Origin of the sequence: Pseudomonas sp. B21-012, assembly GCF_024749305.1 — a bacterium.
Taxonomy (GTDB): Bacteria; Pseudomonadota; Gammaproteobacteria; order Pseudomonadales; family Pseudomonadaceae; genus Aquipseudomonas.
This window is the reverse complement of record NZ_CP087197.1, coordinates 70,275-88,135: the sequence shown is the minus strand read 5'-3', so window position 1 is coordinate 88,135 and position 17,861 is coordinate 70,275. Positions and strand designations below refer to the sequence as shown.

Here is a 17,861-nt window from a genome sequence, read left to right as displayed (position 1 = left end):
AAAAAAGGTTCAGCTTCTATATATGTACAGAAGTGTGAGCAACACCTCAGTACCAGTTCGGATCACGCTTGAGCTGCTCCTTGAGCAGGGCCTGCATGCCTTCGTCCGGCTTGCCCAGCCAACGGTAGTCGGCGTGGCGTGTGGGCGACTTGTCGGACGGCAGGCCTTCGGGCACTTCTACCAGCATTCCGTAGGCTTCGTCTTTGTCCCAACTGAAGGCGACAATCAGACGCTTGTTCAGGCACTTCTGCTCGGATTCGCACAACGGTCCGACCAGATACTTGTCGCCATCTTCCTCAACCGCCGACATCTGTTGCTCGGAAGTACCACTCAGGTTGAGGACCCATTCGGGCAAGCGTTCTTCGTTTTTGACCACGTCCTGCCAGGTTTCCCGGTATTCGGGGTCCGAGCCAAGAATCTGGTTGGCCCGGACCTGGCCGTCATTGGCCGCCATTGCCGCTGCGCTGCCGCCCATGATCAGGACGGCAACCAGGGCTCTGCCTAGCGTTGTGCTCATACTCAGCCCCTACCGCGGCGACCAAAGAAGAAGGACACCACGAACAGCACCAGGAAGATAATGAACAGAATCTTCGCGATACCGGTAGCGGCGCCGGCGATACCACCGAAGCCCAGCACGGCAGCGACAATGGCGATAATCAGGAAGGTGATGGCCCAACTCAACATGGTGATTCTCCTTACCGTTTTTGGAAGAGGTCCTTGGGTGCTCGGTTAAAACACCCAGCGATCACGTGGTGCAGCAGTGTCGACAACGGCAGGAGTGGTCACCGGCGTAGACAGTGCGACCCTGGCCTGCAGCGCAGCTACCGGGCGTTGTGCCTGAACCTGCGCCACCAGCGCGGCCTGGGCAGCCAGCTGCTCGGCACTGCGCGCGGTTTCCCAGCTGTTGTAGAGCTGGCCGGCAATCAGGGTCAGCAGCAGCGCCAGGCTGAAAAACAGACCCTGGCGCAGCTGAAGCGAAGAAACCTGCACTAGGGTGGCGGTTTGGCGGTTCATGCCGTGCTCCTCCTGCTGCATTTATTGTTGACTTGATGTAGTCATTGCAGCCTGCATGCCAGCCTTTGAAACTATTATTTATCCTTATAATTCAATAGCTTATGCATACACATCGATTCAACCTAAAACGTATCCTGCACGATCGGGCTCATACGTTCGTGCGTTTTGCATGATCAGCCCTGCACCTTGGTTGCTACCTTGAGCATGTCGGCATCCACCCCGCGCACGCCGCGAATCTGCCGGGCGACCTCGATGGCGATGGTCTTCTGCTCGCTGCTGACCACCTCGCCGGACAACCGCACCACGCCATCCTGGGTCGCCACTTTGATGTTCGGGCCATCGAGGTTGCGGCTGTACATGAAGCTGGTCTGCACCTTGGCATTGATCCAGGCGTCGCTGAGCTGCGGATCGGTCACCTGTTGCTGGCGCTCTTCGCGCTGCCTTGCCAGATCGGCCGCACTCAGGCTGATGAGGTTGTTGACCAGGTAAACGCCCTCGGTGGAGCTGGCCAGTACCCCCGCCAGTTCCTTGGCTTCGACGCTGCTGACCTGGCCGCGCAGGGTCACCACGCCCTCACGGCTGTCGACTTCTATAGATGCTGCCTGGGTGTGGGTGCTCCACAGCAGACGCGCGCGAAGGATCGAGGCGAGGGTCGCGTCTTCCAGGCGTTGGGCATAGGCGCGCCGCTCCAAAGGTTGCTCGACCAGTTCGGCATTGACCTTGAGGTCGTTCTGCACCCCTTCGATGCCGCGGGTGGCCAGAGCAACGGCTTCGGCCAGCTGGCGCTCGACCTGGTTTTCAACCTCGCCGCGCAAATGCGCCGTACTGCCCTCGACCCTGACCTCGATCTTGTATGGGTTGAGCAAGCGGTTAAGCGCCAGCGCCGTTTGCAAGGCGCCTTCCTGGCGTGCCTGCTGCACGCTGGAAGCCGGTGATTCGGCGGCGCTGCTGGCCATCGGCAGCAGCAGGAACAGGGCAGTGGCGACTGCCAACGGATAGGGCGCGAACATGAGAAAACCTCCGAGGGCTCAGAGTCTTTTGTCTTCGCAGTACTCGTGCCAGTTCCTTGCGGATAAACAACCGCTGATTTTTCAGTGAGTTAGATAAGTGTTGGGCGAACGGCTACCATGCAGGCAACGGAATGAATCAGAATGAACCATGCAACTTGCCCGATTTTTCCGACACTAACCTAGATCATTCTCAAAGGAGCGTAGGAAATGGAGTCAGCCCAGGAACATCAAGGCCGTATTCTGCTGGTCGACGATGAGTCCGCCATCCTGCGAACCTTTCGTTACTGTCTTGAAGATGAAGGCTACAGCGTTGCCACCGCCAACAGCGCGGCGCAGGCCGAAACCCTGCTGCAACGGCAAGTCTTCGACTTGTGTTTCCTCGACCTGCGCCTGGGCGAAGACAACGGCCTGGATGTTTTGGCGCAGATGCGTATCCAGGCGCCATGGATGCGCGTGGTGATCGTCACCGCGCATTCGGCGGTCGACACAGCGGTCGATGCGATCCAGGCCGGCGCCGCCGATTACCTGGTCAAGCCCTGCAGCCCGGACCAGTTGCGCCTGGCCACCGCCAAGCAACTGGAAGTCCGTCAGCTCTCGGCGCGCCTCGAAGCGCTGGAAGGCGAAGTGCGTAAGCCCAAGGACGGCCTCGACTCACACAGCCCGGCCATGATGGTGGTGCTGGAAACCGCCCGCCAGGTCGCCACCACCGACGCCAACATCCTCATTCTCGGTGAGTCCGGTACCGGTAAAGGCGAACTGGCCCGCGCCATTCACGGCTGGAGCAAACGCGCGCGCAAAGCCTGCGTGACCATCAACTGCCCGTCGCTGACTGCCGAGCTGATGGAAAGCGAGCTGTTCGGCCACAGCCGCGGGGCCTTTACCGGTGCCAGCGAAAGCACCCTGGGGCGGGTCAACCAGGCTGACGGCGGGACCTTGTTCCTCGATGAAATCGGCGATTTCCCGCTGACCCTGCAGCCCAAGCTGCTGCGTTTTATCCAGGACAAGGAATACGAGCGCGTCGGCGACCCGGTGACCCGCCGCGCCGACGTGCGAATTCTGGCCGCGACCAACCTCAACCTCGAGGACATGGTCCGCGAAGGGCGCTTTCGCGAAGACCTGCTGTACCGCCTGAACGTCATCACCCTGCACCTGCCGCCCCTGCGCGAGCGCAGTGAAGATATCCTCACCCTGGCCGATCGCTTCCTTGCCCGCTTCGTCAAGGAATACTCGCGCCCGGCCCGCGCCTTCAGCGAGGAGGCCCGCGCCGCGCTGCTCAACTACCGCTGGCCGGGCAACATCCGCGAACTGCGCAACGTGGTCGAGCGGGCGAGCATCATCTGTGCCCAGGAGCGCGTCGAAATCAGCCACCTGGGCATGGCCGAACAACCGGCCAGCAATGCCCCGCGCATTGGCGCGGCGCTGAGCCTGGATGAACTGGAACGCGCCCATATCGGTGCGGTGCTGGCCACCAGCGAAACCCTCGACCAGGCCGCCAAGACCCTCGGAATCGACGCCTCGACCCTGTACCGCAAGCGCAAGCAGTACAACTTATGAAACTGGCGATGAAGCTGCGCACGCGGCTTTTCCTCAGCATTTCGGCGCTGATCACCGTCGCCCTGTTCGGCTTGCTGCTGGGCCTGGTCAGCGTGCTGCAGATGGCCAGCGCGCAACAGGCGCTGGTGCGGGAAAACTCGGTAACCCTCGACCTGGGCCTGAAGCTGCGGCAGAACCTGGGCGAGCAGTTGACCCTGCTGCTGGATGACGCCCCGGACAGGCCAGCCCTCGAAACCTTGCAACGCCAGTTCCAGCAACTACTGGACGAAGGCATCAACCATGACGACGAAAGCCCGGGCGACCAGGGTTTTGCCAAGGCCAACCTCGACTACCAGGCCTTTTTGCAGGCTTACCGCAACAGCGCTGAAACCTCGAAAAGCCTGGGCGCCGACCAGCCCCTGGGCCATGCCTTCAACCTGTTGCGCAGCGACCTGGTCGAATCGCACAAGCGCGCCTTGCAGCACATTAATGAAAGCGAGCAGAAAGCCCATGACCGCGCCCTGCTGATTGGCGGTTTGCTCGGCCTGGTGGGCCTGACAGTATTGATTCTCGGTTTTGTCACCGCCCATGGTATCGCCCGCCGGGTCGGCCAGCCGATCGAAGCATTGGCCAAGGCGGCCGACCAGATCGGCCAAGGCAACTTCGAGGTCACCCTGCCGGTGTCCCACGCCCTGGAGCTGAACCAGCTGACCCGCCGCTTTGGCCTGATGGCCGAGGCTTTGCGCAAGCATCAGGCAACCAACATCGACGAAGTGCTGGCCGGCCAGCAGCGCTTGCAGGCGGTGCTCGACAGTATCGACGACGGCCTGCTGATCATCGATCGCCAGGGTCATCTGGAGCATCTCAACCCGGTCGCCCAGCGCCAACTGGGCTGGGAAGATACGCGTCTGGGCACAGGCCTTGGCGATGCCCTGCAACGCCCGGAGCTGGACGAGCAACTGCGCCTGGTACTGCGCGGCGGCACCCTCGACCGCGTGCCTGACGACCTCAGCCTGGAAATAGATGAAGAAACCCGGCTGCTTTCCTACAGCCTGACGCCGGTATGCCACCCACAAGGGCAAATCCTCGGCGCGGTGATGGTACTGCACGATGTCACCGAGCAACGTGCCTTCGAACGGGTACGCAGCGAGTTCGTCCTGCGCGCGTCTCATGAACTGCGCACGCCAGTGACCGGCATGCACATGGCCTTCGGCCTGCTGCGCGAACGTCTGAAGTTTGCCCCCGGCTCGCGGGAAGCCGATCTGTCCGACACCATCGGCGAAGAGATGCAGCGCCTGAACCAGCTGATCAACGACCTGCTGAACTTCTCTCGTTACCAGAGCGGCCTGCAAAAACTCGACCTGACCCCCTGCGCCATCGACGAACTGCTCGGCCGGGCCTGCGAACGCTTTGCCGCCGCGGCCAACGACAAACAGATCGAGCTGCAGGTCGAGCTGACTGCGCCGCTACCGCGTATCCAGGCCGATCCGGCGCAATTGGACCGGGTCATGGACAACCTGCTCGACAACGCCGTGCGCCATACGCCAACCGCCGGGCGCATCCGCTTGCATGCACGCCGCCACGCCGAGCGGGTGATTATCAGCATCGAAGACAACGGCGAGGGCATTGCCTACGGCCAGCAGGGCAGAATCTTCGAACCTTTCGTCCAGGTCGGACGCAAAAAGGGCGGTGCCGGCCTGGGCCTGGCGCTGTGCAAGGAGATTGTCCAGTTGCACGGCGGGCGCATGGGTGTGTACTCGCGGCCCGGGCAAGGCACTCAGTTCTATATGGCCTTGCCAGTCTGAATCGCCTGCGGCTCAGGCTTCGTCGTCGATGCGCCGGGGCCCGAGCCGCCGGCCGCGGGTGATCAGCTCGATGAACTGGCGTGCATTGAGCGGATGGGCGAACAACCAGCCCTGGCCATAATTGACCCCTTCGCTATTGAGCAGCAGGGCCTGGTCTTCGTACTCGATGCCTTCGGCAATCACCCTTAGCTGCAGGGCATGGGCCATGCGGATGATGTGCGGGGCCACGCCGCTGCTGGCTGCGTCATGGCCCAGAGCATCGATAAAGGCCTTGTCGATCTTCAGGCAGTCGACCGGCAAGGTTTGCAGGTAGGCCAGGCTGCAGTAGCCAGTACCAAAATCATCGATCAACACCTGGTGCCCGACCGCGCGCAAGGCTTGCAGGTTGTCCCGGGCCACCACCACATCGATCAACCCACGCTCGGTAACCTCGAAGGCAATCTGGCTGGCCGCCACGTGGTGCATGGCCAGCAGGCGTGCCGCCACCCGGCCGATTCTCGGCACCATCACATCGCAAGCGGCAAGGTTGACCGAGATGTACAGCTGGCGGTTGGCGCGCAGCAACTGACCGAGTTGCTCGAGCACCCGCTGCAGGACGAAATCGGTGATCTGGCGGATCTGCCCGGTGTTCTCCGCCAACGGGATGAACAGGTCCGGGCTGGTTAGCGTGCCATCCGAGCGACGCCAGCGCACCAGTGCTTCGGCTCCGACACAGCGGCGGCTGTTGAGCTCGAAAATAGGCTGGTAAAGCACCTGCAATTCGCCCCGGCGCAGCGCGCCCTGCAGCTCCGAACTCATCGAGCGACGTTGGCGAATCAGCTGTAACACCAGCCAGCCAATGCACCAGGCCAGTACCAGGCTACCGGGGAACAACAGCCAGAGAATGCCGTTCATCTTCAGCGGCATGCTGGCCCTGGGCGCGATCAGCACCAGTTGATAGTCCGGTGACTTGGTCGGCATGCGGTAGATCAGCCGATCCGGGAGCTCCAGCAGCGAACCACTTGAGGCCGGCGGCCAATCGGCGGACGGCGGCCAGACCTGCGGCGGGCCCAGCACCGGTACCGCCCGTGTGCCGTTGTCGAGCACCACCAGCAGGCTGCCTTCGGGCGGCAGGTCAACCACGTCGGTGATGTGCCCGCGTGAGGTGGCGACCAGGAACTTGCCCCGGCCCAGCATCAGCGCCGCCAGGTTGTCATCCGGCTCGGTGGTAGTGTTAAGCCAGTAGCTATAGGTCGGGCCCTGGATATCCGCAGGCCGCAGCGGGTTGATGGTGCGCTCGCCAACCCGGTTGGAACAGGCAACATTACCATCGACGTAAGCGGCTTCGTAGACGAAGCGATAATTGAAGGCGACCTGCTGCAAAGCCGTCAGCATGCTGGCATCGCACCCGCGCACGGGTTGCGACTGCAATTGATCGACGCCTTCGCGCAGCTGACCGAAGATCTGCTCCAGGCGCACCAGAAAGCGCTCGCCCTTGGCGTTCATCTGCTCGATTTCGCTTTGCTGCATCTGGTGCATGGCCACACCGACGCTGGCCATGAGCAGCAGGATCGCGCTGGCCGTAGCCGCGAGTGTGGCCAGTAACCAGGGACGATAGAGCAAATGGCGCAACACCGAGAGGGCAGCTGACATCAATAATTATCCAGTTGAATACCAAGAGGTATAGCAACTGCCAGTCAAGTCAGCCTGCCCGTTGGGCGGTGGGGGCTCAACGACGGCTGTTGAGCACCTGCAACATGGCCGCCGTCTGGGCATCCGGCACGCCATCGAAACGCTGCGGGCGAAAGCGCATCTGGAAGGCTGCCAGCACGTGCTTGGTGCTGACATCATTCTCGCCGGTTTGCTCGATGGCGTAGCCGAAGCGCTTCAACTGCTGCTGATACCAGCTGATGCTCGGTGGATTGACGCTGAAGTACGCCTGCTGCTGGGCCACGGCCTGGGCATTCGGCCAGACCCCAAGGCCTGCGTCCGCCAGGCGCTTCCAGGGGAACATCGGGCCCGGGTCGAGCTTGCGCAGCGGGGCGATGTCGCTGTGGCCGATGATGTAGCGCGGCTTGATGTTGTTGCGCTTGACGATGTCCTTGAGCAGGACGATCAGCGCCTGGACCTGCGCCTCGGTGTAGGGGTGCCAGACCCGCCCGGTCGGCGTGTCGGTATAGCCGGGGTTGACGATCTCGATGCCGATCGAGGTGGAGTTGAGCCAGGTGCGGCCATCCCACTGGCTGTCACCGGCGTGCCAGGCACGACGGCTCTCGTCCACCAGCTGGTAGACATTGGCCGGCGAGTCGCCGATCAGGTAGTGGCTGCTGACTTCGCCGTGGGTGAGCAAGTTCAGCGAACGCTCCAGCGAAGCATTGGTGTAATGCAGGACGACGAACTGGATGCGTTCGTCCTGGTTGACCGAAGTATGGCTGCGGTCGATCCGCAAACCGCTGGTGCAACCTGCCAGCGTCAGCAGCAGGAGGGCGGTGAAAAACGCTTTCATGAAGAGGGCACTGTGATGAGAGTCTGCAAAGCGTAAGCTTAACGTATCCTCGCCCTTGCCACTCAGCCCTGTTCGACGCGATTTCGACCAAGATGTTTCGCCCGGTACAGCGCTTCGTCTGCCCGCTTGAGCACCACCTCGCTGCGCTCACCGCTGCGAAACGCGCTGATGCCGATCGACAGGGTAATGGTCACCCGCTCGCCCTTGAAGTGGAACGGGCAGGCTTCAATGGCTGCCCGCAGAGCTTCCGCCAGCTGACAGCCAGCTGGCAGCGAGGTTTGCGGGATCAGCAAAACAAACTCCTCACCACCAAAGCGGGCGATGAAATCCTGGCTGCGCAGGCGCTTGCGCAGCACGCTGGCGACAATTTTCAAAACCTTGTCACCGGCCAGGTGGCCGTAGCTGTCGTTGATACGCTTGAAATGATCGAGGTCGAGGATCGCCATCAACAGATGGCCGCCGCTTTCCTGCCATTGCAGTACTTCCTGATCGACCCGCTCCGACCAGGCGGCGCGGTTGGGCAGCCCGGTGAGTGGATCGATCAGGGCTTTCTGGCGCTGCTCTTCAAGGTGCTCGCGGTAGCCCAGGGCTTCCTGCTCCATGCTCGCCACCCGCTCGGCCAGGCCTTGCAGACGGCTGGCCATGTCCTGCTCGCGCTGGTCACGCTGCTGCTGGTGCTCGTCCATGGTGCCGAGCAAGCCTTCGAGGCGGTTTTCCAGGATGTGCTTGAGGCTGCCCAGGTCGGCCGCGCCCTGCACACTGCTTTGCAGCCCATCGACCTGTTCGCGCAGCTGGCTGTCGAGGTCGCGGGCGGCCGAGGTGTTGTCGGCATGGCCTGCGCTGGCTTCGTGCAGGTGGCTCTGGAATGACTCCAGGCGTTCGTTGAGTTGCTGCAGGTAGGCTTCGAACTCGTGCTGGCCGCTGTCGTTGATTGCCAGCATCAGCACCGCCAGGTCATCCAGCACCGGCAGCAGCTCGTACCAGTTCAGGCCGTGCTCCAGGCGCTCGCGCATCGACTGCGCCTGGGCCTTGTGGCGTTCGGGCAGGGTCAGGTCGTCGAGCAGGCCGAGCAGGGTGTCTTCGATATGCGCCGCGACCGAGCTATAGGTGGGCTCGGTGCCGTCGGGCAGGGCGTACTGGGCCTCTTCGTCATCTACCGGCTCTGCTTCTGCCAGGTCAGCCTGCGGCTCGTCCGGGCTGTGCTCGAGCAAGGCCAGTACATCCTGCTCGGAGTCCAGTGTGACCGGCTCGGCTAGCGCTGGCAGTTCAACTTCAGCTGCTGGCTCGATTGGCAGCTCGGCAACCGGCTCAGGCTCGGATGTACCTTCAAACTGCGGCTGCGCGCTGGCTTGAGGCTCCACGGCTGCAGACTCATACGCCTCGGCAACGACCTCTGCAGCAACCGGCAAGGGCTGCAGCTCATCAACATCGACAGCGGCGGGTTCGGGCGCCACGGCCACGGGCTGTTCTCTGACCTCAGTAGCCGCCGGTACCGCAACGGCGAGAGCCGGTTGCAGGGCTTCTTCCGGCTCGCCGTCGCGATTACCGAACAGGCGCTGCAACAAACCCGGGCGTTGCGCTTCTTCAGGCCGCTCCAGCGCCGACAGCGCCTGGCCCTGCAAGCCGCTCAACTCTCCCAGCAGCAGGGGCATCTCGCGCGACTGGCTGGCGCGGGCCTCGACCTGCTTGGCGAACTTTTTCAGCGGCCGGCTGACGTCGCTGGGCAAGGGCAGGGTTTGCAGTTGGCTGACCAGTGAGGTGAGGGCGGTGGTGACCTGGGCGATTCGGGTTTCCCGGCGCTGCTCGGAATCGAGCACGGCCTTTTCCAGGCGCGGGATCAAGCCTGCAAGGGCGGCGTCCATGTTGTCGGTGCGGATCACCTCGCGCATTTCCTTCATGCACTGGTCCACCGCGCGGTCACTGCCTTCGGCGGCCAGCGTGCTGCGCACCAGACCACGGCGCAACAGGTCGAGACGAGCCTCCCAACGGCGCTCCAGCTTCTCTTGCTGTTCGATACTCTTGAGGTATTTTTCTTTCCAGCGCTGGGCTTCGTCGGTCATGCCTGGGTCCGCAGAGGGTAATGGCAATTAGCTCAAAGCGGGCAGCGTATCCACAGCAAGGGCATCAGGCAAACGAATCTCAACCGCGACCGGTAGATGATCGGAAATAGGCTGGGCCAGAACCTCGACCCGCTCCAGGGTCAGGCTCGGGCTGAGCAGAATATGATCAAGGCAGCGTTGCGGCCGCCAACTGGGGAAGGTGGCTTGAACCTGGGGCGCGATCAGGCCCAGGTCGCGCAGCGGCGAGTGCTCTAGCAGGTCGGTGGCATGGGTGTTCATGTCGCCCATCAAAACCTGATGGCGGTAGCCGCCGATCAGTTCGCGAATGTAGGCAAGCTGCCGGGCGCGGGTCTTGGAACCCAGGGCCAGGTGCATCATTACCACCACCAGGGCGTCTTCACCCTCGCCGAAACGCACCAGGATCGCCCCGCGGCCAGCCGGGCCGGGTAGCGGGTGGTCTTCAAGCAGTTGCGGCTTCAGGCGGCTGAGCACACCGTTGCTGTGCTGGGCCAGGCGCCCGAGGTTGCGGTTGAGCTGCTGGTACCAGTAAGGGAAGGCGCCGAGCTGGGCCAGGTGCTCAACCTGGTTGACGTAGCCTGAGCGCAGGCTGCCGCCATCGGCCTCCTGCAGGGCAACCAGGTCGAAGTCGGCGAGCAGGTCGCCGATTTTCTGCAGGTTGCCGGCCCGCCCGGTGTGCGGCAACAGGTGCTGCCAGCCACGGGTCAGGTAATGGCGGTAACGCTCGGTGCTGATGCCGACCTGGATGTTGAAACTGAGCAGCCGCAGCCGGCCGTCCTCTGGCAGGCCGTTAGCCTGCAGGTGATGTTCATTGACCTGCGGATCACACAGGCCAACGCCTCGCTCGGTTCTCCAGCGGCGCATGGCTGGCGCCGCTTACTTAGCGGCGCGCTCCTTGGCGATCAGGTAGTCAGCGACATTCAGCACGCCCTGCGGACCTTTGGCGGTGCCCAGGTCAAAGCGGTACTTGCCGTTGACGACCATGCTCGGTACGCCGGTGATGCCGTACTTCTTCGCCAGGTCCTTGGCCTGCCTCACCTGGCCCTTGATGGCAAAAGAGTTGAAGGTGGCGAGGAACTTGGCGCGATCAACGCCTTGGGTTTCGAGGAAGTCAGCCATCTCTTCCGGCTTGGTCAGGCGCTTGCGCTGAACCTGGATCGCCTCGAACACGGCAGCATGAACCTTGTGTTCGACACCCATGGCTTCGAGAGTCAGGAACATCTGCCCGTGAGCATCCCAAGGGCCGCCGAACATGGCCGGAATGCGCTTGAAGTTGACGTCTTTCGGCAGCTTCTCGACCCACGGGTTGACCACTGGCTCGAAGCTGTAGCAGTGCGGGCAGCCATACCAGAACAGCTCGACCACCTCGATTTTGCCAGGGACCGACACCGGAACCGGGTTGCTCAGCTCGGTATACTGGTCGAAGGCTACCGGTTCGGCGGCCTGGGCAGTCATGCCGAAGAGGCTGGCGGTGACCAGCGCGGCGCCGAGAATCAGATTACGCATGCTTTACTCCTGAGCAGTCTATTGAGTCGCCTTGGCGCGACCGGTCGTAGGACAGGCCGAGGCTGGCCCGAGTTCGTTAGTGTAACGGCAGCGGGCACAAAAAAGGGCGGCCGAAGCCACCCTTTTCATCTTTGCGCCGCAGTATTAACCCAGCGTTAAAGCACGGATCAATGCAGACCCTGGATGTAGCTGGACAGTGCTTCGATGTCCTTGTTGCTCAGCTTGGCGGCGATGGTGCGCATGGTCGTGGCGTCGCCATCGTTGGTGCGGTTGCCTTCGCGGAAGTCGGTCAGCTGCTTGGCTACGTAGCTGGAGTGCTGGCCACCCAGGTGCGGGAAACCGGCCAGGGCGATGCCTGCACCATTAGGCGAATGGCAGCCGGTGCAGGCCGGCAGGCCTTTTTCGACGTCGCCGCCATTGAACAGCGCGCGACCGCGCTCGACCAGCTTCGGATCAGCCGCGCCAACGCTGCCTTTCTGGCTGGAGAAGTAGGCGGCGATGTCGGCCAGGTCCTGGTCGCTGAAGGCGGCCAGCATGCCGGTCATTTCCAGCACGGTGCGCTTGCCCGACTTGATGTCGTGCAATTGTTTTTCCAGGTACTTCTCACCCTGGCCTGCAAGTTTCGGGAAGTTCGGCGCCAGGCTATTGCCGTCCGGATTGTGACAAGCGCCACATACAGCAGTTTTGGCCTGACCAGCAGCGGCATCCCCTTTGATAGGCTCTGCGGCATTGGCTGCACCGGTGATGCCCAAGGTCAACAGCAGACTCACGAGTAGTTTGTTCATCAGCTAATCCAACTACGGCTAAGGGTGAAAGAGTTATGTATCGGGACTCCGGCTCATCCACTGGATGATCGCCTGGTAGTCCTCGGCACTGCAGTCCATGCACAATCCACGCATTGGCATAGCCTTGAAACCCTGGGTGACATGCACCACCAGTATCTCCATACCCTTCGCCAGTCTTGGCTCCCAAGCCGCACGATCACCCGCTTTCGGTGCCTGTGGCAGCTGCCCGGCGTGACAAGCCGCACACGTGCGGTTGTACAACGCCTCGGGATCCTGTGTAGCCTGAGCGCTGAATAACGGTATCAAGACACCGACAACAAGCAGCCATTTCGTCATGCGAACGACCTTTCAGGGTTGGGGGCTGCACTGCGTTCTAATGCGCAAGCTTGAATCCGATGCCCCCGTGCACATCCTCCTACGCTGGGATAATGCGCACACAAAATCTGGGGCATTATATACTCCCGTTACTGAAACGGAAACGACACCGCTTGCCGAGCCCGCCTCTGGCAACGCCCACACCGGATATCCCATGCAAGTCAAAAACCCCATCCTCGGCCTCTGCCAACAGGCCAAATTCGCCATCAGTGCTGCCAAGGTCGACCAGTGTCCGCCCGACCAGGGCTATGAAGTGGCCTTTGCCGGCCGCTCCAACGCTGGCAAGTCCAGTGCCCTGAACACCCTGACCCACGCCAGCCTGGCGCGCACCTCGAAAACCCCGGGGCGCACCCAGCTGTTGAACTTCTTCAGTCTGGACGATGAACGGCGTTTGGTCGACTTGCCGGGCTACGGTTATGCCAAGGTGCCGATCCCGCTCAAGCAGCACTGGCAGCGCCACCTGGAGGCCTACCTGGGCAGCCGCGAGGCCTTGAAGGGCTTGATCTTGATGATGGACGTGCGCCATCCGATGACCGACTTCGACATGATGATGCTCGACTGGTCGCGCGCTTCGGGCATGCCGATGCATATCCTGCTGACCAAGGCCGACAAACTGACCTTCGGCGCGGCCAAGAACACCCTGCTCAAGGTGCAGGCGGAAATTCGCAAAGGCTGGGGCGACAGCGTCTCGATCCAGCTGTTCTCGGCGCCCAAGCGCCAGGGCCTGGAAGAGGCTTACGGCGTTTTGGCACGCTGGATGGAACTGGCGGACAAGCCCGCAGAATAAGGGCTGCCCGGCAAACGCCGGGCAAAAAAAACCCCGGACTTCGTATGGGGAGGGGGAAGTTCGGGGTCCAAGTTCCGGACCGCTAGGGCGGGGTCCAGATATCTGCCAACACTTAACACAACATAGGAGCATCGAAGGGCTTCACCAGCCATTCAGTTACTCTGAGTCGCGGTTCACCGGTTTAGTTCCTGACGTTTAAAAACTATTTGCGATAGATGGGAAATTTCCGGCGCTAATGGCATCAGGCCAGCTAAAAAGCCGCGACGATATGCCGCAGCTTTTCCCCGAATTTCAGCGCATTTTTAGTGCGCTTCGTCCCAATTTGACCCCACACCGACCTCAACCAGCAGCGGAACGTCCAACTGCGCGGCACCGCTCATGTGCGGACGGATTTGTTCGCGCACTTGCTCGATCAGGTCTTCGCGCACCTCCAGCACCAATTCGTCGTGCACCTGGAGGATCACCCGGGCATCCAGCCCCGAATCGCTCAGCCAGTTATCCACAGCGACCATCGCGCGCTTGATGATGTCGGCTGCCGTGCCCTGCATCGGCGCGTTGATCGCCGTGCGCTCGGCACCTTTGCGCAGGGCCGGGTTCTTGGCGTTGATCTCCGGCAGGTACAGGCGCCGGCCAAACAGGGTTTCGACATAGCCTTGCTCGGCAGCCTGGGCGCGGGTGCGCTCCATGTAGGCCAGCACGCCCGGGTAACGGGCGAAGTAACGATCGATGTAGGCTTGGGACTGTTTGCGGTCGACGCCGATCTGCTTGGCCAGGCCAAAGGCGCTCATGCCGTAGATCAGGCCAAAGTTGATGGCCTTGGCGCTGCGGCGCTGGTCAGTAGTGACCTGCTCCAGCTCGACGCCGAAAACCTCGGCAGCGGTGGCGCGGTGCACGTCCAGGTCGTTGCGAAACGCGTGCAGCAGGCCTTCGTCCTGGGCCAGGTGGGCCATGATCCGCAGTTCGATCTGCGAATAGTCCGCCGCCAGCAGTTTGTAGCCCGGCGCAGCGACGAAGGCCTGGCGAATACGCCGGCCTTCAGCGGTACGGATCGGGATGTTCTGCAGGTTCGGGTCGCTGGACGACAGGCGCCCGGTGGCCGCCACCGCCTGGTGGTAGGAGGTGTGGATACGCCCGGTGCGCGGGTTGATCTGCTCCGGCAGGCGGTCGGTGTAGGTGCTCTTGAGCTTGCTCAGGGAGCGGTACTGCATCAGCACCTTGGGCAGCGGGAAGTCCATGTCGGCCAGTTCCGCCAGCACCGCTTCGGCAGTGGAAGCCTGGCCCTTGGCGGTCTTGTTGAGCACCGGCATGCCGAGCTTGTCGTAGAGGATCACACCAAGCTGCTTGGGCGAACCGAGGTTGAATTCTTCGCCAGCGATTTCGAAGGCCTGGCGCTCCAGTTCGGCCATTTTCTCGCCCAACTCGATGCTCTGCACGCCCAGCAGCTTGGCATCGACCAGCGCACCCTGGCGCTCGATCTTGGCCAGCACCGGCACCAGCGGCATTTCGATGTCGGTCAGTACCGACTGCAGGCTTGGAATGCTCGCCAGCTTCTGCTGCAGGGTCTGATGCAGGCGCAGGGTGACGTCAGCGTCTTCGGCGGCATAGGGGCCGGCCTGTTCCAGGCTGATCTGATCGAAGGTCAGTTGCTTGGCACCTTTGCCGGCGATGTCGGTAAAGCCGATGGTGGTGTGGTTCAGGTACTTGAGCGCCAGGCTGTCCATGTCGTGACGGGTGGCGGTGGAGTCAAGCACGTAGGACTCGAGCATGGTGTCGTAGGCCACGCCCTGCATCTGGATGCCATTGGCAATGTCGCCACCGATGGCGCAGTTGGCCAGGATGTTCATGTCGTACTTGGCGTTCTGCGCCACCTTGACCTTGGCCGGGTCTTCCAGCAGCGGCTTGAGCGCCAGCAGCACGCTGTCGCGGTCAAGCTGCTCGGGCACGCCCATGTAGGAGTGAGTCAGCGGCACATAAGCGCCTTCATGGGCCTGGACCGCGAACGACACACCGACCAGTTGCGCCTGCTGGGCATCGAGGCCGGTGGTTTCGGTGTCGAAGGCAAACAGCGGCGCCTGGCGCAGCTTCTCCAGCCAGGCATCGAAACGGGCCTGGTCGAGGATGGTTTCGTACTGGGCCTCGACCACTTCCTGCGGCGCTTCGACCACCACTTCCTGGCCGGCGCGCTTGGCGTCGCGCTGGACTTCGTCGACCCAGCTCTTGAACTCCATCTCGGTGTACAGCGCCAGTAGCGCGTCACGATCAGGCTCGCCGCACACCAGCGCATCGACTTCGACGTCCAGTGGCACGTCGATCTTGATGGTGGCCAGCTCGTAGGACAGGAACGCCGCGTCGCGGTGTTCTTCCAGCTTGGCCGGCAGGGTCTTGGCGCCGCGAATGGCCAGGGTCGGCACCTTGTCGAGGTTCTGGTACAGGTCGCTCAGGCCGCCACCGATACCGGTCAGCAGGCCCACCGCGGTCTTTTCACCCACGCCGGGTACGCCTGGGATGTTGTCGACCTTGTCGCCCATCAGGGCGAGGAAGTCGATGATGTGTTCAGGACCGACGCCGAATTTCTCGTGCACGCCAGCGACGTCGAGCACGGTACCGGTCATGGTGTTGACCAGCGTAATGTGGCCGTCGACCAGCTGGGCCATGTCCTTGTCGCCGGTGGAGATGATCACCGGGCGCCCGGCCGCGGCGCTGCTGCGCGCCAGGGTGCCGATCACGTCGTCGGCTTCTACGCCTTCGACGCACAGCAGCGGATAGCCCAGGGCGCGTACGCTGGCGTGCAGCGGCTCAATCTGCACGCGCAGGTCGTCGGGCATGCTCGGCCGGTTGGCTTTGTATTCGGCGAACATTTCGTCGCGGAAAGTGCCGCCCTTGGCGTCGAAGACCACCGCGAACAGGCTGTCCGGATACTGCTTGCGCAGGCTCTTGAGCATGTTCAGCACGCCCTTGACCGCGCCGGTCGGCAGGCCCTTGGAGGTAGTCAGTGGTGGCAGCGCGTGAAAGGCGCGGTACAGGTACGAGGAACCGTCCACCAGGACGAGGGGAGCTTGGCTCATGTGCAGAATCAACCTTTTCGACGGGCCCGGCGCTAGAATGTCCGGAACATTGACGACAAAGGGACAAGGTTATCATGCGTACACTAAATCGCCTGTTGCTGCTCAGCCTGTTGGCAGTCACTCCGGTCGTCGCCGTGGCAGCGGATGACGCGCCATCGGCTGATCCAGAGGTAACCATTCGCACGGAAGGCGACAAAACCATCCAGGAATACCGGCAAAATGGCTTCCTGTATGCAATCAAGGTGACGCCCAAAGGCGGCAAACCTTATTTCCTGGTACGTGCCGATGGCTCGGACGGCAATTTCGTCCGCTCCGACCAGCCGGACATGCTGATCCCGTCGTGGAAAATCTTCGAGTGGAAGTAGGCCGTACCCTTTACATCAACCTGGCACTTCCCTGCTGAAGTGCCCGTATGGGCAATTTTTGATCATGTCAGTCTTCACCCCCCTGACCCGGCCTGAGCTGGAAACCTTTCTGGCGCCGTACGGCCTGGGCCGCCTGCGGGACTTCCAGGGCATTGCCGCCGGTACCGAGAACAGCAACTTCTTTGTCAGTCTGGAACAGGGCGAGTACGTGCTGACGCTGGTCGAACGCGGGCCGATCCAGGACCTGCCGTTCTTCATCGAACTGCTCGACGTACTGCATGAGGCCGACCTGCCGGTGCCCTACGCCTTGCGTGGCAACGACGGCGTAGCCCTGCGCGAACTGGCCGGCAAACCTGCGCTGCTGCAACCACGGCTGCCGGGCAAGCACATCAAGAGCGCCAATAATCAGCACTGCGTACAGGTTGGCGAACTGCTCGGGCACCTGCACCTGGCCACCCGCGACAAGGTCCTGGAACGCAAGACCGACCGCGGCCTGGACTGGATGCTGGAAACCGGCGCCGAACTGATGCCGCGCCTGAACGCCGAACAACGCCAGTTGCTGCAGGCGTGCCTGGACGAAGTTGTCGAGCACAAGGCGCAGATCATGGCCCTGCCGCGGGCCAACCTGCATGCCGACCTGTTCCGCGACAACGTGCTGTTCGAAGGCACCCACCTGACCGGCCTGATCGACTTCTACAACGCCTGCTCGGGGCCGATGCTCTACGACCTGGCGATTACCCTGAACGACTGGTGCTGCGACGACGCCGGCATCATCGATGGCCCCCGGGCGCGGGCGTTGCTCGGCGCTTATGCAGCGCTGCGACCGTTCACCTCGGCCGAGGCCAACCTGTGGCCGGTGATGCTGCGCATTGCCTGCGTGCGCTTCTGGCTGTCGCGCCTGATTGCCGCCGAATCGTTTGCCGGGATGGACGTGCTGATTCACGACCCGGCCGACTTCGAAGTACGCCTGGCGGCGCGCCAGCAGGTAGAGATAGCGTTGCCGTTCGCGCTGTGAAACATCGCGGGGCAAGCCCGCTCCTACAATAGGTTGGA

17 protein-coding genes are annotated in these 17,861 nt (G+C 62.4%); 5 read left to right on the top strand and 12 right to left on the bottom strand.

Annotation, left to right across the window (positions count from 1 at the left end):
- Positions 1-46 precede the first annotated feature (46 nt).
- The 4 genes from LOY37_RS00440 to LOY37_RS00425 all read right to left on the bottom strand — a co-directional run bounded on the left by LOY37_RS00440 (position 47) and on the right by LOY37_RS00425 (position 2,024).
- Complete coding sequence (locus tag LOY37_RS00440; protein ID WP_258716107.1) at positions 47-517, bottom strand: inhibitor of vertebrate lysozyme family protein; 471 nt, start codon at positions 515-517, stop codon at positions 47-49.
- A gap of 2 nt (positions 518-519) precedes the next feature.
- Positions 520-684, bottom strand: coding sequence for a DUF1328 domain-containing protein (locus tag LOY37_RS00435; RefSeq protein WP_010222609.1), 165 nt, complete (start codon positions 682-684; stop codon positions 520-522).
- Between the two features lie 45 nt (positions 685-729).
- Entirely contained in the window at positions 730-1,014 is a 285-nt protein-coding gene (locus LOY37_RS00430; RefSeq protein WP_093377582.1) for a hypothetical protein, read from the bottom strand.
- A 173-nt stretch (positions 1,015-1,187) separates the two neighbouring features.
- Positions 1,188-2,024 (bottom strand): BON domain-containing protein, encoded by an 837-nt coding sequence (locus tag LOY37_RS00425; protein WP_408980677.1) that lies wholly within the window; start codon positions 2,022-2,024, stop codon positions 1,188-1,190.
- A 207-nt stretch (positions 2,025-2,231) separates the two neighbouring features.
- On the opposite strand from LOY37_RS00425, the gene algB reads away from it, so the two are divergent.
- The gene (gene algB, locus LOY37_RS00420) at positions 2,232-3,578 is read left to right on the top strand and encodes a sigma-54-dependent response regulator transcription factor AlgB (RefSeq protein ID WP_045200647.1); all 1,347 of its coding nucleotides are present in this window, start codon (positions 2,232-2,234) and stop codon (positions 3,576-3,578) included.
- Positions 3,575-5,362, top strand: a complete 1,788-nt coding sequence (locus tag LOY37_RS00415; RefSeq protein WP_258716106.1) for a KinB sensor domain-containing domain — start codon at positions 3,575-3,577, stop codon at positions 5,360-5,362. The genes algB and LOY37_RS00415 overlap by 4 nt, the downstream gene beginning before the upstream one ends.
- Positions 5,363-5,374: 12 nt before the next feature.
- On the opposite strand, the gene LOY37_RS00410 is transcribed toward LOY37_RS00415, so the two are convergent.
- The 7 genes from LOY37_RS00410 to LOY37_RS00380 form a co-directional block, all read right to left on the bottom strand.
- Positions 5,375-6,994 (bottom strand): EAL domain-containing protein, encoded by a 1,620-nt coding sequence (locus LOY37_RS00410; protein ID WP_045200651.1) that lies wholly within the window; start codon positions 6,992-6,994, stop codon positions 5,375-5,377.
- Between the two features lie 76 nt (positions 6,995-7,070).
- Complete coding sequence (locus tag LOY37_RS00405; RefSeq protein ID WP_258716105.1) at positions 7,071-7,847, bottom strand: N-acetylmuramoyl-L-alanine amidase; 777 nt, start codon at positions 7,845-7,847, stop codon at positions 7,071-7,073.
- 62 nt (positions 7,848-7,909) lie between these two features.
- Positions 7,910-9,907 (bottom strand): diguanylate cyclase, encoded by a 1,998-nt coding sequence (locus LOY37_RS00400; RefSeq protein ID WP_258716104.1) that lies wholly within the window; start codon positions 9,905-9,907, stop codon positions 7,910-7,912.
- Positions 9,908-9,934: 27 nt separating this feature from the next.
- Complete coding sequence (locus LOY37_RS00395; protein ID WP_045200657.1) at positions 9,935-10,789, bottom strand: endonuclease/exonuclease/phosphatase family protein; 855 nt, start codon at positions 10,787-10,789, stop codon at positions 9,935-9,937.
- Between the two features lie 12 nt (positions 10,790-10,801).
- A complete protein-coding gene (gene dsbA / locus LOY37_RS00390; protein ID WP_258716103.1) occupies positions 10,802-11,431 on the bottom strand; it encodes a thiol:disulfide interchange protein DsbA in 630 nt (209 codons plus the stop codon).
- Positions 11,432-11,598: 167 nt separating this feature from the next.
- Positions 11,599-12,216, bottom strand: coding sequence for a cytochrome c (locus LOY37_RS00385; protein ID WP_045200661.1), 618 nt, complete (start codon positions 12,214-12,216; stop codon positions 11,599-11,601).
- A gap of 33 nt (positions 12,217-12,249) precedes the next feature.
- The gene (locus LOY37_RS00380) at positions 12,250-12,552 is read right to left on the bottom strand and encodes a cytochrome c5 family protein (RefSeq protein ID WP_045200664.1); all 303 of its coding nucleotides are present in this window, start codon (positions 12,550-12,552) and stop codon (positions 12,250-12,252) included.
- A 193-nt stretch (positions 12,553-12,745) separates the two neighbouring features.
- Between LOY37_RS00380 and yihA the strand changes: the two genes are divergently transcribed.
- On the top strand, positions 12,746-13,378 hold the full coding sequence (yihA, locus tag LOY37_RS00375) for a ribosome biogenesis GTP-binding protein YihA/YsxC (protein WP_045200667.1): 633 nt from the start codon (positions 12,746-12,748) through the stop codon (positions 13,376-13,378).
- A gap of 302 nt (positions 13,379-13,680) precedes the next feature.
- Here yihA and polA read toward each other — a convergent pair whose 3' ends face one another.
- The gene (polA, locus tag LOY37_RS00370; RefSeq protein ID WP_258608745.1) at positions 13,681-16,443 is read right to left on the bottom strand and encodes a DNA polymerase I; all 2,763 of its coding nucleotides are present in this window, start codon (positions 16,441-16,443) and stop codon (positions 13,681-13,683) included.
- Between the two features lie 74 nt (positions 16,444-16,517).
- Here polA and LOY37_RS00365 point away from each other — a divergent pair, with 74 nt between their 5' ends.
- Both LOY37_RS00365 and LOY37_RS00360 read left to right on the top strand, forming a co-directional pair.
- Positions 16,518-16,808 (top strand): DUF2782 domain-containing protein, encoded by a 291-nt coding sequence (locus tag LOY37_RS00365; RefSeq protein WP_045200671.1) that lies wholly within the window; start codon positions 16,518-16,520, stop codon positions 16,806-16,808.
- Between the two features lie 64 nt (positions 16,809-16,872).
- On the top strand, positions 16,873-17,823 hold the full coding sequence (locus LOY37_RS00360; RefSeq protein ID WP_045200673.1) for a homoserine kinase: 951 nt from the start codon (positions 16,873-16,875) through the stop codon (positions 17,821-17,823).
- Positions 17,824-17,861: the final 38 nt, after the last annotated feature.